At 60.0% G+C, this 25,506-nt stretch carries 20 protein-coding genes; 13 read left to right on the top strand and 7 right to left on the bottom strand.

Annotated features, from left to right (window positions below):
* Positions 1 to 30 precede the first annotated feature (30 nt).
* Complete coding sequence (hutH, locus tag G3256_RS11030) at positions 31 to 1,572, bottom strand: histidine ammonia-lyase (RefSeq protein WP_169640864.1); 1,542 nt, start codon at positions 1,570 to 1,572, stop codon at positions 31 to 33.
* The gene (gene hutI / locus G3256_RS11025) at positions 1,569 to 2,762 is read right to left on the bottom strand and encodes an imidazolonepropionase (protein ID WP_169640863.1); all 1,194 of its coding nucleotides are present in this window, start codon (positions 2,760 to 2,762) and stop codon (positions 1,569 to 1,571) included. The genes hutH and hutI overlap by 4 nt, the downstream gene beginning before the upstream one ends.
* Before the next feature lie 73 nt (positions 2,763 to 2,835).
* Between hutI and G3256_RS11020 the strand changes: the two genes are divergently transcribed.
* The 9 genes from G3256_RS11020 to G3256_RS10980 all read left to right on the top strand — a co-directional run bounded on the left by G3256_RS11020 (position 2,836) and on the right by G3256_RS10980 (position 14,289).
* Positions 2,836 to 4,200 (top strand): formimidoylglutamate deiminase, encoded by a 1,365-nt coding sequence (locus G3256_RS11020; RefSeq protein WP_169640862.1) that lies wholly within the window; start codon positions 2,836 to 2,838, stop codon positions 4,198 to 4,200.
* Positions 4,197 to 4,898, top strand: coding sequence for a histidine utilization transcriptional repressor HutC (locus G3256_RS11015; RefSeq protein WP_246227549.1), 702 nt, complete (start codon positions 4,197 to 4,199; stop codon positions 4,896 to 4,898). Before G3256_RS11020 ends, G3256_RS11015 begins: the two co-directional genes overlap by 4 nt.
* A 99-nt stretch (positions 4,899 to 4,997) precedes the next feature.
* Positions 4,998 to 7,502, top strand: coding sequence for a sensor domain-containing protein (locus tag G3256_RS11010; RefSeq protein ID WP_169640861.1), 2,505 nt, complete (start codon positions 4,998 to 5,000; stop codon positions 7,500 to 7,502).
* A gap of 280 nt (positions 7,503 to 7,782) precedes the next feature.
* Complete coding sequence (locus G3256_RS11005; protein ID WP_169640860.1) at positions 7,783 to 10,218, top strand: FAD-dependent oxidoreductase; 2,436 nt, start codon at positions 7,783 to 7,785, stop codon at positions 10,216 to 10,218.
* Between the two features lie 420 nt (positions 10,219 to 10,638).
* Positions 10,639 to 12,183, top strand: coding sequence for a TadE/TadG family type IV pilus assembly protein (locus G3256_RS11000; RefSeq protein ID WP_343044348.1), 1,545 nt, complete (start codon positions 10,639 to 10,641; stop codon positions 12,181 to 12,183).
* A gap of 8 nt (positions 12,184 to 12,191) precedes the next feature.
* Entirely contained in the window at positions 12,192 to 12,722 is a 531-nt protein-coding gene (locus G3256_RS10995) for a TadE/TadG family type IV pilus assembly protein (RefSeq protein WP_246227547.1), read from the top strand.
* Positions 12,722 to 13,288, top strand: coding sequence for a TadE/TadG family type IV pilus assembly protein (locus G3256_RS10990; RefSeq protein WP_169640857.1), 567 nt, complete (start codon positions 12,722 to 12,724; stop codon positions 13,286 to 13,288). Before G3256_RS10995 ends, G3256_RS10990 begins: the two co-directional genes overlap by 1 nt.
* A 49-nt stretch (positions 13,289 to 13,337) precedes the next feature.
* A complete protein-coding gene (locus tag G3256_RS10985) occupies positions 13,338 to 13,745 on the top strand; it encodes a hypothetical protein (RefSeq protein ID WP_169640856.1) in 408 nt (135 codons plus the stop codon).
* Between the two features lie 64 nt (positions 13,746 to 13,809).
* Positions 13,810 to 14,289 (top strand): copper chaperone PCu(A)C, encoded by a 480-nt coding sequence (locus G3256_RS10980; RefSeq protein WP_246227543.1) that lies wholly within the window; start codon positions 13,810 to 13,812, stop codon positions 14,287 to 14,289.
* A 121-nt stretch (positions 14,290 to 14,410) separates the two neighbouring features.
* On the opposite strand, the gene G3256_RS10975 is transcribed toward G3256_RS10980, so the two are convergent.
* The gene (locus G3256_RS10975) at positions 14,411 to 15,400 is read right to left on the bottom strand and encodes a D-cysteine desulfhydrase family protein (RefSeq protein ID WP_169640854.1); all 990 of its coding nucleotides are present in this window, start codon (positions 15,398 to 15,400) and stop codon (positions 14,411 to 14,413) included.
* 379 nt (positions 15,401 to 15,779) lie between these two features.
* Here G3256_RS10975 and G3256_RS10970 point away from each other — a divergent pair, with 379 nt between their 5' ends.
* Both G3256_RS10970 and kce read left to right on the top strand, forming a co-directional pair.
* On the top strand, positions 15,780 to 16,574 hold the full coding sequence (locus G3256_RS10970) for an SDR family oxidoreductase (RefSeq protein ID WP_169640853.1): 795 nt from the start codon (positions 15,780 to 15,782) through the stop codon (positions 16,572 to 16,574).
* Positions 16,575 to 16,598: 24 nt separating this feature from the next.
* Positions 16,599 to 17,540: a 3,5-dioxohexanoate:acetyl-CoA acetone transferase gene (gene kce / locus G3256_RS10965; protein WP_169640852.1), complete on the top strand. Its 942-nt coding sequence runs from the start codon at positions 16,599 to 16,601 to the stop codon at positions 17,538 to 17,540.
* A 31-nt stretch (positions 17,541 to 17,571) separates the two neighbouring features.
* Here kce and G3256_RS10960 read toward each other — a convergent pair whose 3' ends face one another.
* Positions 17,572 to 19,326: an adenylate/guanylate cyclase domain-containing protein gene (locus tag G3256_RS10960; RefSeq protein WP_169640851.1), complete on the bottom strand. Its 1,755-nt coding sequence runs from the start codon at positions 19,324 to 19,326 to the stop codon at positions 17,572 to 17,574.
* A 358-nt stretch (positions 19,327 to 19,684) separates the two neighbouring features.
* On the opposite strand from G3256_RS10960, the gene G3256_RS10955 reads away from it, so the two are divergent.
* Positions 19,685 to 21,169, top strand: a complete 1,485-nt coding sequence (locus G3256_RS10955; protein WP_206040729.1) for a tetratricopeptide repeat protein — start codon at positions 19,685 to 19,687, stop codon at positions 21,167 to 21,169.
* 1,144 nt (positions 21,170 to 22,313) lie between these two features.
* Entirely contained in the window at positions 22,314 to 23,807 is a 1,494-nt protein-coding gene (locus G3256_RS10950) for a phospholipase D-like domain-containing protein (RefSeq protein WP_206040728.1), read from the top strand.
* Between the two features lie 282 nt (positions 23,808 to 24,089).
* On the opposite strand, the gene G3256_RS19410 is transcribed toward G3256_RS10950, so the two are convergent.
* The 3 genes from G3256_RS19410 to G3256_RS10935 all read right to left on the bottom strand — a co-directional run bounded on the left by G3256_RS19410 (position 24,090) and on the right by G3256_RS10935 (position 25,419).
* Positions 24,090 to 24,419, bottom strand: a complete 330-nt coding sequence (locus G3256_RS19410; protein ID WP_425501478.1) for a heparan-alpha-glucosaminide N-acetyltransferase domain-containing protein — start codon at positions 24,417 to 24,419, stop codon at positions 24,090 to 24,092.
* A 154-nt stretch (positions 24,420 to 24,573) separates the two neighbouring features.
* A complete protein-coding gene (locus tag G3256_RS10940; protein ID WP_169640848.1) occupies positions 24,574 to 24,768 on the bottom strand; it encodes a heparan-alpha-glucosaminide N-acetyltransferase domain-containing protein in 195 nt (64 codons plus the stop codon).
* Between the two features lie 342 nt (positions 24,769 to 25,110).
* The gene (locus G3256_RS10935) at positions 25,111 to 25,419 is read right to left on the bottom strand and encodes a hypothetical protein (RefSeq protein ID WP_169640847.1); all 309 of its coding nucleotides are present in this window, start codon (positions 25,417 to 25,419) and stop codon (positions 25,111 to 25,113) included.
* Positions 25,420 to 25,506: the final 87 nt, after the last annotated feature.

Genomic DNA, 25,506 nt, shown 5'->3' with positions numbered 1-25,506 from the left:
TAAGAGGGGCAGGGGCCATTGCGCCGGGCATCATCCGGCGCCACCCCGGACAGATGCCGGCAGATCGCAGGCCCCGGTCAGGGTGCCGTGCGCGATCATTGCGGCAGCAGCTTCAAGGTCAGGGGCGAGATAACGGTCGTCACGCACTTCGGCCACCTGCGTTCTGAGGGTGTCGATCACCGCCTGAAGGGCCTGGCTGGTGCGCAGTGGCGCGCGAAAGCCGATGCCCTGGGCTGCACAGATCGCTTCGACGCCGAGGATCACGTTCAGGTTGGCGTTCATCGGCTGCAGGCGCCGCGCGGCATGGGCGGCCATGCTCACGTGATCCTCCTGATTGGCGGAGGTGGGTGTGCTGTCGGTGGTGCAGGGGTTCGCCAGATGCTTGTTCTCACTCATCAGAGCCGCTGTGGTCACTTCGGCAATCATCAGCCCGGAATTCAGCCCCGGATCCGGCGTCAGGAACGGCGGCAGATCGAACGAGAGCGTCGGATCCACCATCAGCGCGACACGCCGCTGGGCAATCGCGCCGATCTCCGAGATCGCCATGGCAATCTGGTCGGCGGCAAACCCCACGGGTTCTGCATGGAAATTCCCGCCCGAGACGATCTGTCCTGTCTCTGTCAGCACCAGCGGATTGTCTGTGACGGCATTGGCTTCGATCTCCAGCGTGCGTCCGGCAAAGGAGAGCAGATCCATCGCCGCGCCGGTCACCTGGGGCTGACAGCGGATGCAGTAGGGATCCTGGACACGGGTATCGCCGGTCTGGTGGCTTTCACGGATTTCCGAGCCATGCATCAGCGCGCGCTGCGCCCGGGCCACGGCAATCTGGCCCGCGTGACCGCGCAGCGTGTGGATCGCGTCTTCCAGCGGCGCGGTGGACCCCATGATCGCATCCGTAGAGAGCGCACAGGTCACGACGGCCGCTGCGGCATTGTCCCAGGCGCCCCAGTAACCCGTGAGCGCGCAGGCGGTGGAGAACTGGGTGCCGTTGATCAGCGCCAGACCCTCTTTGGGTCCCGGAACCAGCGGTGTCAGCCCGGCCGCGTTCAGCGCCGTCGCCCCGCTCATGCGCTGCCCGTCATGCATCGCGTCGCCGTGACCTGTCATTACAGCAGCCATATGGGCCAGTGGCGCCAGATCGCCCGAGGCACCGACCGAGCCCTGCGACGGCACAACGGGGATAACGCCCCGCGCCAGCATGTCCTCGATCAGTCGCACGGTCTGCATCCTGACGCCTGACGCCCCGCGCCCCAGCGACAGCAGTTTCAGTACCATCATCAGCCGTGTGGTCGCCTCATCAAGAGCAGTGCCCACGCCGCAGCAATGCGACAGGATCAGGTTGCGCTGCAGGGTCGCTGTATCCTCGCGCGGGATCTTCACGCTGGCCAGTTTGCCAAAGCCTGTGTTCACGCCGTAGACGGCGCCCTCTCCGGCAGCAGCCTTCGCCACAAGCCGCGCGGCGGTTTCGATGCCTGGATGGGATGATGCATCAAGTTTTACAGGTTTTGCACCGGCCCATATGTCGCGCAGCGTGGCGAGCGAGGTTTCGCCGGGCACAAGAGTAACGGTCACAGGCGGCCTCCGGTAATGCGTTTGTGCAGCGGGTTATACCCGATGCGATAGGCCAGTTCCGCGGGATGGCGCAGGTCCCAGAGACACAGATCGGCCCGCGCTCCTTTAATGATGCGCCCGCGGTCAGGCGCGCCGAGCGCCCGGGCGGCATGAGCCGTCATGCCCAGCAGCGCCTCGACCGGCGTCATGCGGAAAAGCGTGCAGGCCATGTTCATCGCCAGCAGCGGCGAAGTCAGCGGTGACGAGCCGGGATTGCAGTCTGTGGCCACCGCCATCGGCACCCCGTGATCACGGAACGCCTGTATCGGCGGCATCTGCGTTTCCCGCAGCGTGTAAAAGGCCCCGGGCAGCATGACCGCCACAGTGCCTGACGCGGCCATCGCCTGCGCATCGGCGGCCTGCGCGTATTCCAGGTGATCGGCCGAGAGGGCACCGTATCCGGCTGCCAGTGTCGCACCGCCCAGATGCGACAGCTGCTCTGCGTGCAGTTTGACCGGCAGACCGAGCGCGCGGGCGACATCGAAAACCCGGGCGATCTGCGCCGGCGAAAAGGCGATGCCTTCGCAGAAACCGTCCACGGCATCCACAAGGCCTTCTGCATGAGCCGCCTGCAGTGTGGGGATACACAACCCGTCAATATACGCATCTGGGCGGCCGGCATATTCGGCGGGCAGGGCGTGTGCGCCCAGAAAGCTTGTGCGCACCTCGATGTCGCGCGCGCCGGCAATCGCCCGGGCGGTGCGCAGCATTTTCAGTTCGGTCTCCGCATCGAGGCCATAGCCGGATTTGATCTCGATGAGTGTGACACCTTCGGCGATCAGTGCATCCACCCTGGTCAGGGCGTCGCGCAGCAGGGCATCTTCATCCGCCGCCCGGGTGGCGCGTACGGTGGAGACGATGCCGCCCCCCGCGCGGGCAATCTCGGCGTATCCGGCTCCGTTCAGCCTTTGTTCAAACTCCTCGGCACGGTTGCCGCCAAACACGACGTGCGTATGGCAGTCAATGAGGGCAGGGGTCAGCAGGCGCCCGCCCGCGTCATATCCGTCCGTATTCTGCAGATCATCCGGCATCTCCGCTGCCGGCCCGGCCCAGATAATGCTGCCGTCGCGCGCGGCGACAGCACCCTCCGGAATGAGGCCAAATCCGCTGTCGTCGCGCAGCGTGGCAAGAGTGGCATTGGTAATGAGCATAAGACTCACTTGTTTTTGTGCGAGCTTGATGATTTTATGTATGCACATAATAATTCTGTCAAGTGGAAGACTGATGCAGGAAATCTGGGCGGAGAAAGCGCTGTTGCCACAGGGATGGGCCGAAGCGGTGCTGGTGGAAGCCGGCGCGGAGGGTCTTATTTCGCGCGTCACAACCGGGGCGGAACCGCGCGGACACAGGACCGGCATTCTGCTGCCGGCGCCGGTGAATGTGCACTCACACGCCTTTCAGCGGGCGATGGCGGGGCTCACTGAGCGGCGCGGGCCGCAGGCCGGTGACAGCTTCTGGACCTGGCGGCAGCTGATGTACCGTTTTCTCGACCATCTCAACCCTGATCAGGTCGAAGCGATTGCGGCCTTTGTCCAGATGGAAATGCAGGAAGCAGGCTATGCCGCCAGTGCGGAATTTCACTATCTGCATCACGGGCCGGGCGGTGTGCCTTATGACGCACCGGGTGAGATGTCAGAGCGCATTGTGGCAGCGTCCGGGCAGAGCGGCATCGGCCTGTGCCTGCTGCCGGTGCTCTACACGACAGGTGGCTGCGACGGGCGACTTCTGGACGGGGGCCAGCGCCGGTTCGGCAATGAATTCGATGCTTTCGCACAGCTCTGCGAAGATGCCCGCCGGGCCCTCGGGCGTCTGCCGCAGGACGCGGGCTTTGGTGTGGCGCCGCATTCGCTGCGCGCCGTGCGCCCGGACGATCTGCGAGCCTGTGCTGACTTCTTCCCGGACGTGCCGGTGCATATGCACCTTGCCGAACAACGCGCGGAGGTGGCGGAGGTTGAGGCCGCACTCGGGGCGCGCCCCGTAACCTGGATGCTGGATAATATGCCGCCTGATCCGCGCTGGTGTCTGATCCACTGCACGCAGATGACCCCCGGGGAAACGACCGCTCTCGCCGCCACCGGTGCTGTGGCCGGTCTGTGCCCGATCACGGAAAGCAGTCTGGGCGATGGCATTTTTGACGGTGTTCGCTGGGCCGGCGCCGGGGGGGCCTTTGCTGTGGGCTCTGACAGTAATATCCGCATCTCGCTTGCCGAAGAGTTGCGTACGCTGGAGTACTCTCAGCGGCTGCGCGACGGGAGCAGAGCGGCGCTGGCCACGCGTGAGCATTCTGCCGGACGGCGGATATTTGATGCGGTCTGTGCCGGGGGCGCCCGGGCCGCCGGGCGCAGGAGCGGGGAGATCGCAGCAGGGCATCAGGCCGATCTGATGGCGCTGGATGCGTTATCGGTCCATCTGTGGGAACGCTCTGGGGATCAGATCACCGATGCCTGGATTTTTGCGGGCAGCGATGCGCTTGTCACTGATCTGTGGTCTTCGGGCCGGCACATGGTTCGCGAGGGCCGCCACATCCACAAGGACCGGATCACCACAGCTTACCTGAGAACGATGTCTGGCCTGAGGGACATCCTGTGACCGCGCCGGTGCTGCGCGACTGGCAGAGCGTGCGCGCTGAGGTTTTGCGGCGCATTCATGCGCGCGACTGGAAACCCGGAGAGATGATCCCCAACGAGGCGGATCTGGCTGCTGAATTCGGCTGTGCCCGCAGTACCGTGAACCGCGCACTGCGTGATATCGCGCAAAGCGGTCTGCTGGACCGCCGCCGCAAAGCGGGCACACGGGTGGCGTCAAACCCCGCGGCACGCGCCACCCTGACCATCCCGGTGATGCGCGAAGAGATTGAGGGCACCGGGCGCAAATACGGTTATCAGCTTTTGTCGCGCAGCACGGAAATCCCGCCGGTTGCCGAAAGCGCTGCAATGCAATTGCCGCCGGACGGGACACTGCTGCACATCCGTGCGCTGCACCTGGCGGATGACAGGCCCTTTGCGCTGGAAAACCGCTGGATTGATCCCGGGGTGGTGCCGGGTGTTGCCGACGCGCATTTTGAACGTATCAGCGCCAACGAGTGGCTGTTGCAGAACGCCGCCTATACCCATGGTGAGATTGCATTTTCCGCCACAGTGGCAGGTCCCGCAGATGCCCCGCTTCTGGGGTGTGCTGCAGGGGCGCCCCTCTTCGTGACAGAGCGGCTGACCTGGGACACGACGCGCGCTGTCACCCGCGTCAGGATCCTTTTCGCGCCGGGCTATCAGATGCGCACCGGTCTTTGACTGCCTCGGATCGCTGCACTCAATAAAGTTACATTTTTACATGATAACGGGGCCTTAAAGGCTGGGGTTTAGGCAATACCTGCATCAGGCAGGGATCGCATGCACCACAGCAATGACATCAGTCTCGGGTTTTCGGCCGCCGCACTTACGGATGCGCTGGTGGTGCCGGCGCTGTTTGTTGGCGTCGACCTGCGCGTGGTATTTGCCAATGATCTGGCGTGCCGCGCCCTGCAGGTGGCAAAGGATGCGCCGCTGCCGGGTCGCCTGCTCAGTGACCTGGTTTGTGACGGGCAGTTGCCCGATCCGCAGGATATTCCCGGCTGTTATGATGACGCTGATGCGCGGGGGGCGTCGGTTCTGACCCTAAGGGTCGCCTGTGCGGCGCGGGTGTTCCGCTTCAGCCCGCTGCACGATGCGGGCGATGCTCTGCTGGGGTTTCTGCTGCAGTCAAAGCCGGATGCGGAAGCACCTGTACTGATGCAGGATGACGTTTCGCTGGCCGAAAGCGAATGGCGCTGGAAAACGGCAGTGCTGAGCGCCAATCAGGCGGTCTGGGATCATGATTTCGAACGTGACAGGCACTATGTTTCGGGCACCTGGAAAACACTGCGTGGTCTGACGGCAGGCGATCCGATCCCCGCCACGACAGAGGACTGGCTCAGGACGATCCATCCGCAGGATCTCGACCACATAAAAGAAGAACTGCGCAGGCTCGATGAAAACGAAACCGATGTCATCAACTATAAATTCCGCCAGAGGCACACTGCCGGACACTGGGTCTGGTTTCTGAGCATCGGACGTGTGGTGCGCCGCGATGCGGCAGGCTTCCCCGCGCGCATCATCGGAACCGACACGGACATCACCGACATCAAGACGGTTGAGATGGAAAGCAACCGGATGGCCCGCCGGCTCGAGACAGCGATGGATGCCGCCGGCATGGGCCGCTGGGAATTTGATATCGGCTCAACCGGAGCCTTCTGGGATGATCGCCTGATTGAGATGTTTGGCATCACCGCAAAGGGCAACAATGTGCCGTCGTCAGACTGGGCACAAAGCATCCATCCCGACGACCGCGATGACGTAACAGAGCTGGCCGACCGTTGCATTGCCGCAAGACAGGATATCGCCTGTGATTTTCGGGTCATCCGGCCCGACGGTGAAGAACGGGTTATCCGGACGCGCGGAAAATATGTGACAGAGACGGACGGCAATGGCCGCTATTACGGTGTGAACATAGACGTCACCCGGGATTATCTGCATGCGGGCGAACTTGAACAGGCGCGCGTGCGCCTTGAGCACGAAAGCCGCCATGACGCCCTGACGGGGCTGGCCAACCGCAGGTACCTTGACGATGTCTTCAGCGGTCTCGGCGCGGGCGCGGACGAAGACGGCATGAACCCCGCGGTCCTTCATTTTGACATCGACCATTTCAAACAGATCAACGACACGCTCGGTCACGATGCAGGCGATGCAACGTTGTGTCATGCCGCCCGCGTCCTTAAAGACGGCCTGCCGCCCGATACACTAGTATCGCGTGTGGGCGGTGATGAGTTTGTGGCCCTCTTTGTGCGTTCGCCGGGCCGCGAAGAGCTCTGTCGGATCGCGCGGAGCATTATCCGCCGGATGTCGCGCCCGTTTCTTTACGGATCGCAGCAGTGCAACATCGGCACCAGCGTCGGTATCGCGGTGTCCGAGAACTGCGCTGTGGCGGATACCGGCCTTTTTATAAACGCCGATCTGGCGCTTTATGCTGCGAAAAAAGCCGGGCGGGGGCGTTTCCGGTTCTTTGATGCGGCCATGAAAGAAGAGGCGCGGCGGCGGAAAAACTCTTTTGATGCGCTTGTGGCAGGTTTTGATCAGGGCGAGATCACCTGTCATTACCAGCCACAGTTTGACGCGCAGACACTGGAACTGACCGGGCTGGAGGCGCTCGCCCGTTGGGAAAGTTCAGAGTTTGGCCTGATGATGCCGGATGAGTTCCTCAGCACGGCCGAAGATATGGGGCTGCTCGCGCAGTTCGACGAACTGGTGCTGAAAAAAGCACTGGCCGACCTGCAGCACTGGGAAGGCATGGGGCTGAACGTCCCGGGCATTTCCGTCAATGTCTCGTCGCACCGTCTGAATGATCCCAAACTCGGCGACCGGTTGCAGGCGATGGATCTGCCGGCTGACAGGTTATCGTTTGAACTGCTCGAATCGACCTATCTTGATGCTGAAAACGAAGTGATTGAGACGAACCTGCGTCTGATCGAAGAACTGGGCATCGATATTGAGATCGACGATTTCGGAAGCGGACATGCCTCAATTGTAAGCCTGCTCCGGATCGCGCCGAAACGGCTTAAGATCGACCGGATGCTGGTGCAGCCGATTGTCGGATCGCACCGCCAGCGCGAACTGATCCGTACCATCGTCGGTATTGGCCGGATGCTCGATGTCCGTGTTGTCGCGGAAGGGGTGGAAACCTCCGCTCATGTGGCCCTGCTGCAGGAGATCGGCTGCTGTTTTCTGCAGGGGTATGGTCTTGCACGGCCCATGGATGCGGACAGTATCACTGCATTTCTGGGTGATATCGCGCACAATAACGGCAGGCTCACCGGTGTCTGACCGTACCGGGCTGCGCGGCCCGGACCGCAGCAGACGCAGGTTTCATCACTCCGGTTGAAGACGTGCGTGGCAGCCGGAATGGCCGGATGCCGGAAAGTCCGCCCCCGAAACGCCGACCCGCCAGACGGGCAGGCGCGGGTATTCTGAAGGGGGCTCTCCGGTGAGGGCCCGGTTAAAATCTTGCGGAGGCGGGTGATTTATGGTCCTGACGGTGTGAGTATCAGAAGATTTCTGCCGCCGGGCAGATCGCCTCTGATCGCAACAGCAGGGGGCCAGCGGCATGAAAAAACACACACGCGCGGTTGTGATCGGCGGCGGCATTGCAGGGTGCTCGACCCTTTATCATCTGACCCGGGAAGGGTGGACCGACGTGGTGCTGCTGGAGCGCAATGAGCTTACGTCAGGCACCACCTGGCATTCCGCCGCACAGGTCACGAATTTCGGCATGAACCAGACGATGGTCGGCCTCAAAAGCCATTCCATTTCACTCTATCGGGAACTCGCGGCCGATCCCGAATATCCGATAAGTTACCACCACGGCGACGGCGGCATCCGGCTGGCGGGGACCGCAGCACAGATGGACGGATACCGGCATTTTGCCTCGATGGCGCGGGGCATGGGCGTGGACTTCGAAGTTATCGATGCCGCCGAATGCGCCCGCCGCCACCCGCTGATCAGCACCGACAACCTTATGGGCGGGCTCTGGGATCCGGGTGATGGCGATATCGATCCCGCACAGCTTTGTCAGGCGCTTGCCCGCCGCGCGCGCCAGGCCGGGGCAGAAGTATATCGGGACACGCCGGTCACCGGTCTCACACAGCACAAAGATCACACCTGGACCGTACACACTGACAAGGGTGACATTACCTGCGAGGTGGTCGTGAATGCCTGTGGATACCGCGTCAACGAGGTCGGGGCGATGATGGGCGTGCAACACCCCGTCACCTCGATGGAGCACCAGTATTTCGTCACCGAAGAAATCCCGGCGATCCGGGACGCCGGCCACCGCATGCCGCTTCTGCGCTGCCCGATCAGCGATTATTACTGCCGGCAGGAAAAGAACGGGCTGCTTGTGGGCTTTTACGAGCAGGACTGCAAAACCTGGGGCATGGACGGCATCGACCCGCATTTCGTGAATGCGCTCTGCCCGGATGATCTTGATCGCGTCACCGACGTGCTGGAGGGCGCATTTGAGCGTATGCCGGCGCTCACTGAGACCGGTATTCATACCATCGTCAACGGGCCGATCACTTATACCATCGACGGGGCGCCGCTGGTCGGGCCGGTGCCGGGCAAACGCAACGCCTATTGTATCATCGGCCTGCGCGCGGGCCTCGGAGAGGGTGGCGGGCACGGCTGGTTGCTGGCCCAGCAGATCGTGCACGGCGAGGCCTGCTACGACACCTGGGTGATTGATCCCCGGCGTTTTGCCGGACACGCCACAACCGAACTGACCGCGCTCAAGGCGATAGAAGACTATCAGAACGAATTCCGTTTTCACTTTCCCAACGAACACCGTCCGGCGGGTCGCATGGCGCGCACAACACCGCTGACACCGGTTCTGGCCGCAGAAGGGGCTGCATTTACAGTCGTCAACGGATGGGAGCGGGCGGAATATTTCAGACCCCGTGCGGAATTCACCGTCACCCACGGCTTCAGGTTTGACGAAACTTTCGACGTTGTCGCCGCAGAGGTCGCGGCTGTGCGCGATGCCGTCGGTCTGACCGAGGTGAACGGGTTTAACCGTTTTGAGATCACGGGGCAGGATGCGGAGAGCTTTCTCGATCGCATGATCTGCGGCCGCCTGCAGCGCCGGCCCGGACGTGTCGGACTGAGCTATCTGCTTAACCAGCAGGGGATGCTCAAGGCAGAGGCGACAATTGCCCGCCTGCCGGCCTCAGAACGCGGCCCGGAACGGATCTGGTACGGCTCTGCTGCGGCCTCTGAACTGCACGATATGGACTGGCTCACATCTCACATTGGCCCCGGCGAAGACGTGACCGTCCGCTCGCTGACCAATGACCAGACAATCCTCGTGCTCGCAGGCCCGCGCGCGCGCGACGTCATCAGAGCGGTGAGCCGCGCGGACTGGTCGGTGTCGGCTTTTCCATGGCTCAGTGTGCGCGAGTGCTTCATCGGCATCGCGCCGGCCACTGTGATGGCTGTCAGCTTTTCGGGCGAGCTGGCCTACGAAATTCACGTGCCCAACGCATCGCTTTATGCCGCCTGGCTGGCCCTGCGCACGGCCGGCGAGGCCCACGGCATGCGCCTCTTCGGCGCGCTTGCAGTGGACTCAATGAGACTGGAAAAGGGCTATCTGCACTGGAAGGCTGATATTCTCACTGAGTTCGATCCCTGGGAGACCGGTCTTGATCGTTTTGTCACGGTGGATAAGCCTGATTTTATCGGCCGTGAGGCGCTGCTTGAACGGCAGTCGGCCGGACCGGGAAAGCGTCTGGTGACACTCGCTGTCGACACCAGAGAGGCACCGGCACCGGGGGGCGCATCACTCATGACAGACGACAGGGTCGTCGGCACCGTCACATCAGGGGCCTGGGGGCACAGAACAGGCCTTAACCTTGCACTGGCATTTGTGGACCCGTCGTTCGCCGATCCGGATACCGGTCTGGAAATTGACCTGCTCGGGGAAATGGTGCCCGCGCGTGTGATCGGGGCCGGGCCATACGACCCGGATTATACCCGCGTGCGCGGATGAGAACCGCTTAAGGTGCCGGCCTGCGCCGGGCTGAAAAGCGGCGAATCATACACTGCGGCCTGATCACACTCGGACAAAAGAAGTCCGAAAAACTGCCGGGTCCGGACAATTTTAAACACTTACCGGGCAGCTTCGGGACGATTGTGGCGAAATAAAGTTCCCGTTTCTGGTGCATTTCCGGGATGTCTAAAATTCGATTGTTTCACACGGTCCTGCCCGGAATGCGTGGCCGGGCGGGTTATGGTCTCTGTTCTGTCTGCTGACGCACAGTCCGGAGCAGATCTGCGCCCCGCGGGGACCTGGAACCGTCGAAACCCGCCCGGTTGAGGAAACAGTCGGACTGCGGGGCGCCCCGCCGTCTGGGCACACCCGCCGCCGGATTATCGCCAGACTTTCCCCGTTTTCTGAGAGGGAACTCAGGTGGGTTGGTGTCAGTATCTGGAGGTATGCCCGGTGTCAGTATCGGTGACAAAGGCCCGCAGAAAGCCATGCGCTGCATGTTTTTGCGATGAAAATGTACAGAAGTTCGCACGGGATGAACGCGGCGCGGTCACCATTTTTGCGACCTTTATGATCTTTATGATGCTGATGATCTGCGGCATCGCAGTCGATCTGATGCAGAATGAGGTCATGCGGACGCGGGTGCAGAATACGCTCGACCGTGCGATCCTTGCGGCCGCCGATCTTGACCAGCCTCTCAGGGCTGATGATGTGGTCGATGACTACTTTGCCAAGGCCGGCATGAGCGACTTTCTCGAAGATGTAAGCATCACGCCGGGCGCTGATCTGCCCACCACCAACTACCGCATCGTAACGGCCGAGGCACGCACGCGCACGCCCACAAGCTATATGTCGATGACAGGCGTGGACTGGCTGCCGGTCTATACCTCCGGCACCGCCGAAGAGGTGATCGAGAAAACCGAAATCTCGCTCGTGCTCGATATCTCCGGGTCTATGCGTTTTGAGGGCCGGATCGGCAATATGCGTCTGGCAGCGAATGACTTTATCACCGCCGTTCTGGATGGTGTCGCCGTTAACACAACTTCGGTCAATCTGGTGCCCTATGCAGGGCAGACGAACCCGGGTCGTCTGGTGTTTGACCGCGCGGGGGGCGTGCCCTTTGGCGAAACCACGATCAACGCCGACGGCGATCCCGAACCCTATGGATTTACCTACACCTTCACGCCCGAACCGGCAGAAGGTGAGGAGCCTGCCGAAGACCCCGAAGAGGTCGAGATTTATGTGCCGTACAATACCGTGTCATCCTGTCTTGAGATCGGTTCGGATGATTTTGACAACATCGATCTGCCCTCGGGCGGCTATGCGCAGACGCCGTATTTCATGAACTGGTCGATCGACTGGCCCACGATGGACTGGGGCTGGTGCCCGCAGAACGACACCACCATCCAGTACGCGCAGAACAACATCGATACGCTGAAAGAGTATATCAACAGGATCCGCCTGCACGATGGCACGGGCACGCATTATGGCATGAAATACGGCGTTGCGCTGCTTAATCCGTCGTCGAATGATACCTTCAGGGCGCTGAATGCCGAGGGCCTGATACCGGATGCTTTCACCGACCGACCCGGTGCATTTGAGGATGAGGACACCCGCAAATTCATCGTTCTGATGACGGACGGCCAGATCACGGAACAGGTACGTCCGAAAAATCCCACGTATTACAAAAACCCCGACGATGAGCTGGCCGGTCGCGGCGGCGATCGCGAACAGATCAGCAGCAAAGGCACCAACGTCAGCAGCTTTTACAAAATGTGCGATGAGGCAAAAGAAAACGGCATCCTGATCTATACCATCGCCTTTGAGGCACCTTCCGCTGCGGTGGATCAGATGCGCAACTGTGCTTCTGCGCCGGCCTTCTTTTACGATGTGGAGGGCGTGGAAATCCGCACCGCGTTCAAGTCGATCGCCCGCCAGATCAACCAGCTGAGGCTGACACAATGAGCGTTGTTATGTCCCGCTTTTCACGTCGCTTTGCCAGGTCAGAAGACGGCCAGATCGTTATCGAGTTTGTGCTGCTGGTGCCGCTGCTCTTTACCATCCTGCTGACAGCTTTTGAGCTGGGGCTTTACGCCAAGCGGCAGTTCTGGCTGGACCGGGGCCTCGATATCGCCGTGCGGGAGGTGCGCCTCAACACCGGTTCAATCCCGGATCACGATGGTCTCAAGGACGTGATCTGTGCCCAGGCACCGTTTATCCCCGATTGTGCCGACAGCCTGAAGCTTGAAATGATCAAGGTTGATCCGCGCAGTTTCACGCAGCTTTCATCGGACATCGACTGCGTTGACCGCTCTCAGCCGGTGACCAGCGATGACGACCCGAATTACCAGACCGGTGAGGAGCATGATCTGATGATGGTACGCGCCTGTGTGAAGTTTGATCCGATCTTCCCGACGACGGGCCTCGGTTTTCATTTTGTCAAAGACGGCTCGGGGCAGGCGGCCATGTTCGCGACCTCGGCCTTTGTGCAGGAGCCTGGATAATGCAGAATCCCGCGCACAAGATCATACAGTTTCCCGGGCGGTTCCGGCGCCGCGAAGAAGGGGCGGTCGCAGTAGAAGCGATCATCATTCTGCCAATGGTTTTCTGGTCTTATCTCGCGATGTTCTCATTCTTTGATGCGTTCCGTGAATATACAAATAACCAGAAAGCCGCCTATACGATCTCGGATCTGATTTCCCGCCAGGCGACGCCGCTCGACAATAACTTTCTCGATGGTACGCATCAGCTTTTTGACACGCTGACCCGTCCTGCCGAAGCGACCAGTCTGCGCGTATCAGTGGTCAGCTACGATCTGCCGACAGAAATATATTCCGTGATCTGGTCGCACACACGCGGCGCGATGGAGCCTCTGGAGACCACGGACATCACCGGCTGGGCCGACAGGTTGCCGGTCATGCCGGACGATGATCAGATCATTGTGGTCGAGACGCAGGCGAACTTTAACACCTTTTTCAACATCGGACTTGGCACGCGCGACATCAACAATTTCGTTTTCACCCGTCCGCGCTATGCCAGTAAGCTTTGCTGGCAGGAAATCTGTGACTGATATCTGAAGCTTGCGCACGCCGGGGGTGACCTGCTGTCGCGGAGAGATTTTGTCGCTGGTGGTCGCGCGGGCCGCGCAGTATTATTGTGCCATGATATCCGGCATCCTGTCCCGTTTTGTCCGTGCAGTGACTGTTCTGGCGCTGATTGCAACCAGCGCAGCCATGGCCACGACCCGTCACGCAGATGCCCGCCTCTCTGATCCTGATCTGCGGGCCTGGATTCTCGCCGGCGGAACGCTTTCAGATCTGTGTGCTGATCTGAGCGGCGGGGGTGCTGATCCTGTGCACTGCCCGGAATGTCTTATCCAGGCCGCTCCGGAGATCCTTATCCCGTCCGGCCAGCTGGTGCTGCGTCGGGACACCCCCGAAATCACCGGTCCGACAGCTGTTTCAGGTCCAGTTCATCCGATCCGTCATTACCGTGTGAATGCGCAGCGCGCGCCGCCTGCTGTCTGATTTAATCTTTAATTTCAGACAGAAGCGACCGGGGGTTCATCCCGGCTTCACAAGGAGTACCACAGTGAACACTATTCTTTTTCCGGCTTTTGCCGTGGCTGCCATCGTTGCAGCCTTTACCACCACGCCCGCAACCGCTCAGCAGATCACAGCGGGCGATCTGGTGATCGATCATCCCTTTGTCTTTGAAACCCCTGTCACGGCAATGGCGGGCGGCGGGTATCTTGAGATCACCAACACCGGCGATACCGCCGACCGTCTGATCGGCGTCGAGGCGGATTTTCCGCGCGTCATGATCCACACCACCGAAGAAAAAGACGGCGTCGCGCGCATGATGCACGTCGATGCGGTTGAGGTCCCGGCGGGCGCGACCACAGTTCTGGCCCCCGGCGGCTTTCACGTCATGTTCATGGGCCTGCAGGGCGATCCCTTTGAGACCGGCGAGCAGATCCCGGCGACGCTGATCTTTGAAAACGCCGGCCGGGTGGATGTGATTTTTGACGTCAGAAGCCGGACGGCGCCTGCAACAGATCAGTCCGGCTGAACCGGACTGCTGATTAATGCAGATCGGACACCCGGCCCGGGGCATGAACATCGTCTTAGGGTGATGTGACCGGTCCGGGTGTCCTGCGTGGGGCAGGTGCTGCGCCGGTCTTCTCCCAGGCTCAGTTCGCACCACCGATGTGGTCAGAATAGGCAAATAGCGCCGCCAGCCCCCCGGTATGGATGTAGCAGACCCTGCTGCCCGGCGCGATTGTGCCGTCCGCGACAAGTGCGGGGACGGCCGCGAAACTCCTGGCCGTATAGACCGGGTCAAGCAGCAGACCTTCGCTGGTCGCCATCATCTTCATCGCATCTGCCGCCACCGGCCCGATGCGTCCGTAGCCGGGCGCCAGCGCGCCGTCCCAGATCAGAATATCATTGTCACGCACGGCACGGGCATCCTCGCAGATCTGCGCAAGCCGTTTTGTCACACGCCCGATGCGCGCTGTCTGAGAGACTCTGTCGCGCCGCACGCAGCTTCCGATCACCTGAGCCCGCGAGCCCGCACCGCGCAGCCCGGCCAGAAGGCCCGCGTGCGTGGCGCCACTGCCTGAGGCGACGACAAAGGTATCAAACCCCGCGTCCTGCGCCAGGATCTCGCGGGCGGCGTCCACATATCCCAGCGCGCCAAGCGGAGGGTGTCCTTCGGCGAGCGGGATAATGTAAGGCACGCGGCCATCCCGTTTCAGCTCTGCTGCGCGGTTTTCCAGCGCCCGGTCAGCGCCGGCTTCGTCCTCGCCTTCGGGATAGTGCATGACTTCAGCACCGAGCATCTGCAGTAACAGCACGTTGCCTGAACGGCGATAGGGCGGGCTGTCATCGGCGACGCGCTCTTCAAGCTGCACAATTGCGCGCATGCCAAGCGATCCTGCAACCGCAGCCGCAAGCCGGACGAAGTTGGATTGTACCGCGCCGGTGATCAGGATCGTATCAGCGCCCGCGGCACCGGCGGCACCAAAGTAATACTCAAGCTGCCGGGCTTTGTTGCCGCCCAGGCTTGGTCCCGCGAGATCATCGCGCTTGATGAAAAGCTCAATTCCCAGTGTCCCGGAAAGGACTGGCAGACGGGTCAGCGGGGTAGGGTCAGAAACAATGACGGCGCGTCTGTGCATGGGGTCCTCTGTGCTGAGCGGAAGATGTAAATCCGGCAACCCGGTACAGTGTCAAACGCTACAGAGCAGAAGGCCATTGTGCAAACGCGCGTGCGGCTCAGTCTGTGGCACACGGCCTTCTACCGGTCGCGTGACTGGATCGGGACACGGACCGGACCATAGAACAGGCCGACGATCGCGAACGCCCGGCGTGGGTAAATATCGCCTGTCACGCTTGGTCAAACCGGAAAAGCGGCATAAACTGTGCGGGACGGACGATAGCCGAATGCGCCGGAAGCCATGCGGAGGACGATGCAATGACCGGCCGGAACCCGCAGAGTGAAAAACACCATGCTCAAAGGCGGCAACTCTCCCGGACGCCGGACATAAGGATGTCGTCATGAACGATAAGACACCATTTTCACTGCCCGGCCTGAAGGGCCAGCGCATCGTGATCACAGCGGGCGCGGGCGGGATCGGACTGGCCACAGCGCGGCTTCTTCACAGTGCCGGTGCGCAGGTGGCCATCTGCGACGTGGATGCTGATGCGCTCAAAGCCGCGGGCAGGGCCCTGGGCGACTGCCTTGCGCTGCAGGCAGATGTCTCGCAGTCCGAAGAAGTCGATGCCTTTTTCGCAGCCGCCGGTGCGCGTATGGGGGGGCTCGATGCGCTGATCAATAATGCCGGAATCGCGGGACCGACCGGCGCTGTGGAGGATATCTCCGAAGCGGACTGGCGCGCCTGTATCGATGTCTGCCTGACGGGGCAGTTTCTCTGCGCGCGCCGGGCTGTGCCTTTACTCAAAGCAGCCGGGGGCGGGTCGATCGTCTGCATGTCTTCGGCGGCCGGCAAGCACGGGTATTCATACCGCACCCCTTATTCGGCTGCTAAGTTCGGGGTGATTGGCCTGACCCAGAGCCTCGCCAAAGAACTCGGACCTCACAACATCCGGGTGAATGCGATCCTGCCGGGCCTCGTTGCCGGACCCCGGATCGACAGGGTAATCCGCGACAGAGCCGAAGCCTCCGGCGTACCGCTTGAAGAAATGACCAGCGAGTATCTCAGCAAAGTATCCCTGCGCCGCATGGTCACCAGCGAGGACGTCGCGGGTACCATCGCCTTTCTGCTGTCGGATGCGGGGCGTAACCTGTCCGGGCAGTCCCTTGGCGTCGACGGAAATGTCGAAGTCCTCTGATCAACCCGAAAACAGGAACTGCATATGAAAACCGGATCTGACAGCGGCAAAGTGATTATCAGCTGCGCCATAACGGGTGCCATCCACACCCCCACCATGTCGCCCTATCTGCCGGTCACCCCGGATGAAATTGCCGGACAGGCCATCGGGGCGGCCGGGGCCGGCGCCACGATCCTGCACCTGCATGCCCGGGATCCCGAAACCGGGCGTCCCGACCAGACACCCGAGGGCTTTGCGGCCTTTCTGCCCCGGATCAGGGCCGAAACTGACGCCGTCATCAACATCACCACCGGCGGCAGCCCCTATATGACAGTCGCTGAGCGGGTCGCCCCGGCAGCAACCTTTCAGCCGGAGCTTGCCTCGCTGAATATGGGATCAATGAACTTTGCGATCTTCCCGCTGCTGAACAAATACAAAGACTTCCGGTTCGACTGGGAGAAAGAGCACCTTGAAGGATCTCGTGACCTAGTTTTTCGTAATTCTTTCAAGGATATAGAATACGTTCTTGATACCTGCTACGGCAATGGCACCCGGTTCGAGTTTGAATGCTACGACACGTCGCATCTTTATAATCTTGCGCATTTTGCGGATCGCGGTCTGGTGCGCCCGCCGTTCTTTGTTCAGACCATCTTCGGACTTCTCGGCGGCATTGGTCCGCATCCTGAGGATGTGATGCATATGAAGCGCACTGCAGACCGGCTCTTTGGCGCTGATTTCATCTGGTCAGTGCTCGGGGCGGGATCGAACCAGTTCCGGATCGCAGCGCAGGCAGCAGCGCAGGGCGGCAACGTGCGTGTCGGTCTGGAAGACAGCATCTGGGCGGGAAAAGGCGAGCTTGCAGTCTCCAATGCGGTGCAGGTCACAAAGGTGCGCCAGATCATCGAAGGGCTGGGGCTGCAGGTCGCAACGCCCGATGAGGCGCGCGGAATGCTTGGTCTTAAAGGGGCAGATGCGGTCGCCTTCTGAGGCTGGCAGGGACTGATGCGGCGAGGCGGTGTCAGCCGCCGGCCACCGCAAGGGGCTGCAGCGCTTTTGCGGCTCCGAGGGGCAGACCCGCAGCATGCGCCCGGGTCACCAACTGCGCCAGCATTGCCTTGTCCTGGAAAAGCTCCTGGCTGACGATGTAATCACCGCTCAGCGTGGAATCTTCGGCCATCGCTGCGCTGATCTGTGCTTTGGCCTCTTCCTCGCGTCCCAGAGCGACGAGGGAGGCCGCCTGATAAATCCGGCTGCGGCGGGTCTGGTGCTCCAGTGCGCCGCCGGCCAGCAGAACCTGATCATAAAGTCCCGAGGCATAGTGAGCCGCGCAGCGCTCTTCCGTCACCCATACGGGCAGAAAGGGATCAAGCTGCCCGGCTTTGTCCAGCAGGTCCATCGCCGCATCGGGCGCCCCGGCAAAGGTATGAAACGCCGCACAGCGCCCCAGGATATAAGCGTCGTTGGGCGCCAGTTGCACCGCCCGTTCATGATGATACCGGCTGGCTTCAAAATCGCCGTGATTTTTGAGTTTGATGATCCCCATGATACGGTGCGCCTCGGGGTCTGTCGGATCCAGTTCCAGAGCGCGCGCAGTATCCCTCTCGGCTTTCTCAATATTAAAATCGGGCAGATAGGAGGCTGTGCAGACGCGCATTGCGTAAATCCGCCCGAAATTCGGATCGAGCGCCAGGGCTTTATCATACCATTCCAGTGCTTCGACCACATGCCTGTCTGTTACCCCGCCGAGCCGGTGCAGGTCGATTGCGCGAAGGTAGCATTCATAGGCCGACATGTTTTCAGGCCGCTTCAGACGCGCGGCCCGAAGCACGGTATGCTCAATCCGGCCGGCAACTGTCGCGGTCACGCGGGCAGTGATTTCGTCCATCATGTCAAAGACTTCGTCGAAATCGCCCTGCATGCGGTCCGCCCAGATGATCTGGCCCTGTGCGGTCTCGGTCAGGGAAATATTGAACCGCAAACGGCTGCCTGTTTTCCGGATGGATCCGGAGAGGACGTATTCTACCCCAAGCGCGTCACCGATGCTGACCGGATCCGTGGAGGTGTTGGCATCCGCCGCAGACCGCGAAAGCACAAAGATCCCGTGCATTCGGCTGAGCTCCAGTGTCAGATCATCTGTCAGCCCTTCGACAAGAAACTTCTGGTCTTCATCCGCAGAAGAGGCGACACGGAAAGGGGCGACAAGCACTGATCCGGGACGTTTTTCGGCACTTTGCGGCGAGGTTGTGGGCACAATGCCGTGTCGGTTCCGGTCAGAGGCGGTCCTGACCCGGTAGATCTGCATTGGGTGTGAGACACCTTTGAACTGCTGCGCGCCCATATCGTCAAAGACACAGGGCGAGATGCGTTTGACCTGATCGAAAAAGGGCGTCGAGACATCGATCGCGCCGGGGGCTGCGTTGGTCTGAATACGTGCTGCGATATTCACCCCGTCGCCGCGCAGGTCGGTGCCCTGAACCACGACGTCCGCAAGGTGCAGCCCGATCCGGATAACGATATCACCGCAGGCGTCATCCTGCGCAACCGAGGAGCGCGCGTCAACTGCGGCCTGTAAGGCATTCACAGGGCTCGAAAATTCGGCAAGAATGGAGTCGCCCGCCGTGGCAAAGACCCTGCCCTCGTGTGCCACGATGCACCGGGTCATGATATCGAGGCAGGCGTTGTTGCTGCGCAGCGCCTGTTCTTCGTTCGCTTCCATGGCAGGTGTCGATCCGACAATATCGGCCACAAGGAGCGCTGAAAGACGTCTTTCCATGCCGGAACGTTATCCGAAGTGCCCGTGGTTTTCCACGCTTCTTTGCCGCTCGTGAGTCCCCGTGACCTGCACAGATCGCATACGCCGGGCGCCGGTTGGCGAAGGGCTGCAGCCGAGGTCACAAAGCATCGCCCGCGTCGGGAAAGTTCGCTGACCTGTATGTGTGAGCTGCAGAACTCTGCGTGTGTTCATACCTGAGCAAAGATCGGTTTCCGGGGCAGGGTGACCCACCCCTGAAATCTGTCACCTGACGGATTTCCGCCAGAACCCAGGGACGCTGATGCCTGATTCGTGTATATTGAACGCGGGCATTTGGCTCCTCTCTTTTCCGAACACATCATTTTCAATGAGGCATATTATGACACGTCGAAACAGAAAAACCGCCGTTGTACTTGTTGCGATACTCGGCACGTCCTGGCTGGCCGGTCCTGTTGTCGCCGCACAGACAGGTTTCGAAACCAGTTGCAGCAGCGAGGCCGGTGACGCCTTTAACGAGGGGCTGAGCCTTTTGCACAATATGATGTATATTCAGGCCGAAGCGGAATTCATGAAAGCGGCGGATGCCGATCCGTCCTGTGCCATGGCGCAGTGGGGTGTGGGTATGTCGAACTTCCACCCGCTCTGGCCCGGCGCGCCGTCAGAGGCGGAGACAGAACGGGGCATGGCCGCGGCCGCGAAACTCGCCATGCTGCAGACCGGCACTCCGGTTGAGCAGGCGCTTGTAGAAGCTGTTGCCGCATTTTACGCGCCTGGTGCTGACGGTTACCGCACCCGTCTCGAGGCATGGGCGCAGGCGCAGATTGCCGCAGGTGAGCAGAACCCCGATAACACTGATACGGCGGCTTTTGCGGCGCTGGCACGTCTGGCGACCGCGCCGCGCGGTCCCGAAGGCGTGGCCGTGAAAGCGCAGGTCGGAGATGCGCTCGACGCGCTGCACAAATCGGATCCCGGGCATCCCGGTGTGATCCATTATGCCATCCATGCCTATGACAACCCGGCGCTGAAAGAGCGCGGACGACCCTATGCGGAGATCTACGACAGGACGGCTCCCGAGGCTCCTCATGCGCTGCACATGCCGGCGCATATTTTCACGAGGACAGGCGACTGGGACCGCTCCATCGATCTCAACAATCGTTCGGCCAGGGCTGCTCTTGAGCAGTCCGGCGATGTGATCCAGACTCATTACGCGCATGCCGTCGATTATCTGGTGTATGGCTATCTGCAACTCGGAGAGGTCAGCAAAGCGCAGGCGCTGGTAGATGAAATGCTCGCCATCGACAACCACCAGGTCAGCTTTGGCGGCGCCTATGCGCTGGCGGCCGCCCCGGTCCGGGTAGTTCTCGAAACCGGCGACTGGTCGCAGGCGGCGGGTCTCTCACCAGATATGCACGCGGCGATTCCCTGGGATGAATTCCCCCAGACCGTCGCCATAAACCGGTTTGCCCGCGGACTTGGGGCAGCACGCAGCGGCGACACAGACGCGGCCCGGGAGGCGGTGGCCGGTCTGGAAACGCTGAAAGCAGCTATGGAGGAGCGCGGCCAGGGGTACTGGGCAAAGCTCACCGGCGCGCAGATCCTGAGCGTTCAGGCGTGGATAGAACTGGCCGAAGGCGATACAGTGTCCGCTCTGGAGATGCAGCGGTCTGCGGCGGAGCTTGAAGACAGTATCGGAAAGAGCCCCGTGACGCCCGGTCACGTGCTGCCGGCCCGTGAACTGCTGGGGGATATGCTGGCCGAACTGGGCAGGCAGGATGAAGCCGTGCAGGCCTATGAGGCCACGCTCAGCCTGTCTCCCAACCGTGCGCGCAGCATGGCAGCACTTGAGGGTGCCGGCGGGCAATAGCATCTGAAAACCGGTCACTGACCCTGCGGAGCCGCCGTCGGTGACCGCTGTGCAGCGCACTGGAAATGCCGCCCGACTGCTCAGTAGTGGCATGGTATGGCACGCAAAAAGGGGCTGTGTCGCCGGGGACGTCCAATGCTGTGGCGCGCATCTCTGTACGCGGTTTTTTCAGGAATTTCGCACCTGTTGTTCAGAAAAACCGCCTGGCGCAGTTTGCTCTGTCCGGGGCATCAGGTCTCGCTGGGTCCGGAATAGCCGGTCGAAGCCCGGAAGTTACACTCAGTCCGGCCCCGCCGCGTTCTCACATGGCACAGGCACGCGAAGAAGGGCCAGCAGGCATATCAATAGTAGTCTTTTATGCTGAAGTGGTGTCCACGCGTCTCCATATTACGGCTTTAAATAATCGATGATAAATACACTTCAGACATTAATCATCTGATATACCCCCCCCAGATATACCCCCTGACATGCCGTACTAAGTCCGAAAGTATAGGTTCAGCGAGCATATACCGATCCGACGGGGGGACCCGCCGAGACGTCAGGAGGGACAAGTATGGAACTGTTGTTCCGGAATGTGATGACAATCCGTACTGTCCTTCGGGTGAACGTCAAAGCCGTTTGAGCCATGTAACTGACCCTGAATATGCCCAATGTATTCGACAATGCCGAAGAACTTTGGCGTTTCACAAACCGAACATCGCCGCTTGCGCGAGCAACACCGGTTCAGCAGGTAACAGAATGAAATATGCACCAGCCTCGTTTCCCTGAATCTTAGACTTGATTACCAGGTGCGCCATAGAAAAAATGTCAGGCAATGCGACGGTTCTCCATGCATTGATTAAAAATGTCATACCCGATATCGTCTGACCCTGGAGCGTCTCATTTCGAGGTTGATATGTGTTCACAGCTGGCAGAACGCGGTCGCCAGTTTATTTATTGCGCTCAGATAGTTATCATCTCAAAAACCTTAACAGATCCTTGCCGGTTCAGGGATCAGTGCAGATGGAACCAACCACTTTTCATCGCCCTGTTCATTGCCGTGAGCGTTTACAGTCTGAGCTGGCCGTGTGGTCGAGGTTATGATGGCAACGCACGCAGGTTCGGGAGCTGAGTTGATAAGTTGAAACTAAACCTGAGAACACTTGTGCTCTATCCTCTTATCAGTGCCATTCTTGTTTCATGCACGGCGCTGCAGCCGATTTTTCTGCCTCCGGAATACACTGAAGCCCCCGTAAATGAAGGCGTATGGAGGGAGATAGGGAGTGGGAACGGGAGAGACTGGCAGGTACCGTTGAACGATGGGCCGTCTGCGCTGTCCTGGCGGCTACGGGCCATCGACAGCGCGGAGGCTTCAATTGATCTGCAAACGTTTTTGTGGACACTGGATACTGTCGGAACCAAGGTCCTGTCCAGATTGCTGGCTGCTGCTCACCGCGGCGTGCAGGTCAAGCTGCTGATCGACGATAGTTTTCTTGCAGGCGAAGATCAGACGCTTCTTGCGCTTGAGCAACATGAGAACATCGAATACCGGATTTACAATCCTTACAAACGTCGCAGCGGCGCGGCGATCACCCGAACCATATTCAATCTGGGTGAATTTCACCGGCTGGATCACCGGATGCATAACAAGGCAATGATCGTCGACAACCAGATTGCCATTGTCGGGGGGCGAAACATCGCAGACGAATACTTCGGTCTTGATGATTCAGCGAATTTCCGGGACATGGATCTGCTCATCGGCGGGCCAGCTGTCAGGAAAATCACCGCTTCTTTTGATGAATATTGGAACGACCAATGGTCCTTTCCGGTTCACGAGATCAGTCACGTCCGGACGCGTGAAATCAGCCATGACGGGCTATTGCCGGATCCGGACACAACACACAGATATCATGACGGGCTGAGCGATGCCGGGACAGCCGATATCTGGAGACGAACAGTACGCGGCGCTTTTCGGGGAAGCGTTGAACTGTATGTCGACAGGCCACCCGTCGGAAATCCTGACGATGCCGCAAACGCACCGGTTCAGGTTGCCGACGAACTGGCTCTGCTGTTTGAAAATGCGAGGAGGGAGATCATTATTGTGTCGGCCTACCTTATACCGACGCAAAGAGTTTCAGATGCGCTGGCCGCTGCGGTTAAACGGGGTGTAAGAGTTCGGATCCTGACGAATTCAATCAGGTCAAATAATCACCTTGTCGCGCACAGCGCCTATCAGAACCATGTGCGCGAAATGCTGTCCGCCGGTGTCGACCTGCATGAAGTCAGAGCGGAGGCAAAGGAAAGGCATCGCTACATTGTGTCGCCAGTAGCGCAAAAAAAGCTCGGCCTTCACGCAAAGTATCTGATCATTGATAGTGATCTTGTGTTCATCGGCAGTGCGAACCTGGATCCCCGTTCGTTGCGGATAAATACCGAGATCGGATTGCTGGTTCGGGACAGAGCTCTGAATCGTGAACTTCGCGAACTGACCAACCCGGATTTTCTCAGATCAAACGCCTGGGAGTTGGATATAACCCCTGACCAGAAAGTTGTCTGGATCGGCGACGATATAACACTCGATGCACAGCCTGCATCCTCCGTTTTTCAGCGTATCGGAGACTGGTTTTTTGCGCATCTGCCGATTGAGGGTGAGCTGTAGTTTTCCGGAGAACCGGCGGGGCGCTTTGCCGCTTCTTTTGCCGAGTTCGAAGCGTGTTGAAATCTATTGAAACAGACTTTACGCCCGCGTGCCGGTGCCGATCAGTGCCGGTTGGTTTAGCGAGGCTTCACCCGTGATCCGCGTGTGGTCATCAAACCTCATGACTTCCGGAAGAGTGCCGGTTTGCCCCTGCGACTTTGGCTGTGATCCTGAAAAGGTTAAGGGTTTTGACGCGAATAAACGGGCTGGTCGGAACTTTTCGCAATTGCCTCGGCCGGAACGCTAACGCTGCTCCACTACAAGCCACATGATACAGATCAGAACAGGTTGGTGCCCAAGATACATAACCAGACTAAAGCGTCCGGGCCAGGCGAGCACGGCAGCAAGTGGCGTTGGGATGCCTGCCGACAGCGGCCATCTCCGGGCGAGGGCACCGCCCGACAGTGTGAGCGCAAACCATGGCGCCAACGGCAGCAGATCAGGGGATGGGCGCACATCGCGGCTCAGGCCGGTAAAAGACCATATCTGTGAATTCAGCGGATGGGTTTCCGAGGCATGTAAAAACAGAGTGGCCGTAGCCGCACCAACAATCAAAATTGTTGGTGCCCGCAAAAAGGTAACGCCAGGATGCTGGTCAACGCAATCTATTCAGAACACCAAAGCAGACAAAATTTGCGGGGGTCAGTGCATAGGTGGCAATCGATGCCGCACCCGCACCAGCGCAAGTCACCCCGAGACACCTGAAACAAGCACGCCACCTCAGGCTTCAGTCATGAGCCAGAACAAGACCCGCACCGGCAATTACAAAGAAACTCCCGGCAACCAGACGCGCCAGTGCTTCCCGAGTGCCACACAGCGTCGTGCCCTGTTCAAGAACGCCGAAGTGCGCAGGATCGCGGGCGGTGTGGAAAACGATAATGCCAAAAAGAGCAAGGCTGCGGGCAATATCCAGATCTGCCACGCGAAGTTCGTCCAATCGCAACGGACGCGTTTTTCTGTGAATCTGCGTGTTGTTGTAAGGCATCCGGTTCGAAGCCAGCCGCCTCAATCCTCGTGTCTTTATGCAACGCGACAAGAGACGGGCCACACAGCGCCGTCCTGATCGAGAAGCCGCTTGTCGCTCGCAGGCGAAGCTTAGCCAAACACCCTGTCAGACCGTCGCACAAAACTGCATGGCAATGTACTGGTGTATGACGATGCCTGACGCAGAAAATTCTGCACCAGGCACAATCCCCTGAAGTCTCTGCAAAGATGCATTTGTACCGAAGCAGGAGCGGGGTTTTCTACGGTGTTCAGTCTGACATCAGAGCGTCCCCTCATTCGTCAATGATATTATACCTGCAGTGGTTCCGTTTGAATATCCGGTACACTCCCACCGGGCGCGATCAAGTCCGACCCCGACAACAACCTGTGTCCCGGCCTGAGAAAAACTGGAACTCAGCAGGACGACGTCACCGTTGTTGGTCGTGCGGCTCACGTCACGCAGGCATGCTTGTTCTTCAACGCTTGGCGGGCCACTACTGGCGACCGACGCCGTAGGGTTTGAGGTTTCCTGGACGCAGGCGGACAGCGGCAGAATCAGGGCAAGAACAGCCAGCTTCATTGTGGTCATAGGGTTTTTCCTTCGTTGAGTTGATTAAATACAATTGGAGGCTGACACCATCGTCACAGAAGAATACCGACCGTCGGCTGTGATGAT

Origin of the sequence: Roseobacter ponti, assembly GCF_012932215.1 — a bacterium.
Classification (GTDB): Bacteria; Pseudomonadota; Alphaproteobacteria; order Rhodobacterales; family Rhodobacteraceae; genus Roseobacter; species Roseobacter ponti.
The sequence above is the reverse complement of the archived record's forward strand: the minus strand, read 5'-3'. Positions and strand labels throughout refer to the sequence as shown.

Coding starts and splice junctions, on each gene's coding strand:
- hutI (WP_169640863.1), bottom strand. CDS start 2,762: ATGCTCATTACCAATGCCACTCTTGCCACGCTGCGCGACGACAGCGGA.
- G3256_RS11020 (WP_169640862.1), top strand. CDS start 2,836: ATGCAGGAAATCTGGGCGGAGAAAGCGCTGTTGCCACAGGGATGGGCC.
- G3256_RS11010 (WP_169640861.1), top strand. CDS start 4,998: ATGCACCACAGCAATGACATCAGTCTCGGGTTTTCGGCCGCCGCACTT.
- G3256_RS11005 (WP_169640860.1), top strand. CDS start 7,783: ATGAAAAAACACACACGCGCGGTTGTGATCGGCGGCGGCATTGCAGGG.
- G3256_RS10995 (WP_246227547.1), top strand. CDS start 12,192: ATGTCCCGCTTTTCACGTCGCTTTGCCAGGTCAGAAGACGGCCAGATC.
- G3256_RS10990 (WP_169640857.1), top strand. CDS start 12,722: ATGCAGAATCCCGCGCACAAGATCATACAGTTTCCCGGGCGGTTCCGG.
- G3256_RS10975 (WP_169640854.1), bottom strand. CDS start 15,400: ATGCACAGACGCGCCGTCATTGTTTCTGACCCTACCCCGCTGACCCGT.
- G3256_RS10970 (WP_169640853.1), top strand. CDS start 15,780: ATGAACGATAAGACACCATTTTCACTGCCCGGCCTGAAGGGCCAGCGC.
- kce (WP_169640852.1), top strand. CDS start 16,599: ATGAAAACCGGATCTGACAGCGGCAAAGTGATTATCAGCTGCGCCATA.
- G3256_RS10960 (WP_169640851.1), bottom strand. CDS start 19,326: ATGGAAAGACGTCTTTCAGCGCTCCTTGTGGCCGATATTGTCGGATCG.
- G3256_RS10955 (WP_206040729.1), top strand. CDS start 19,685: ATGACACGTCGAAACAGAAAAACCGCCGTTGTACTTGTTGCGATACTC.
- G3256_RS10935 (WP_169640847.1), bottom strand. CDS start 25,419: ATGACCACAATGAAGCTGGCTGTTCTTGCCCTGATTCTGCCGCTGTCC.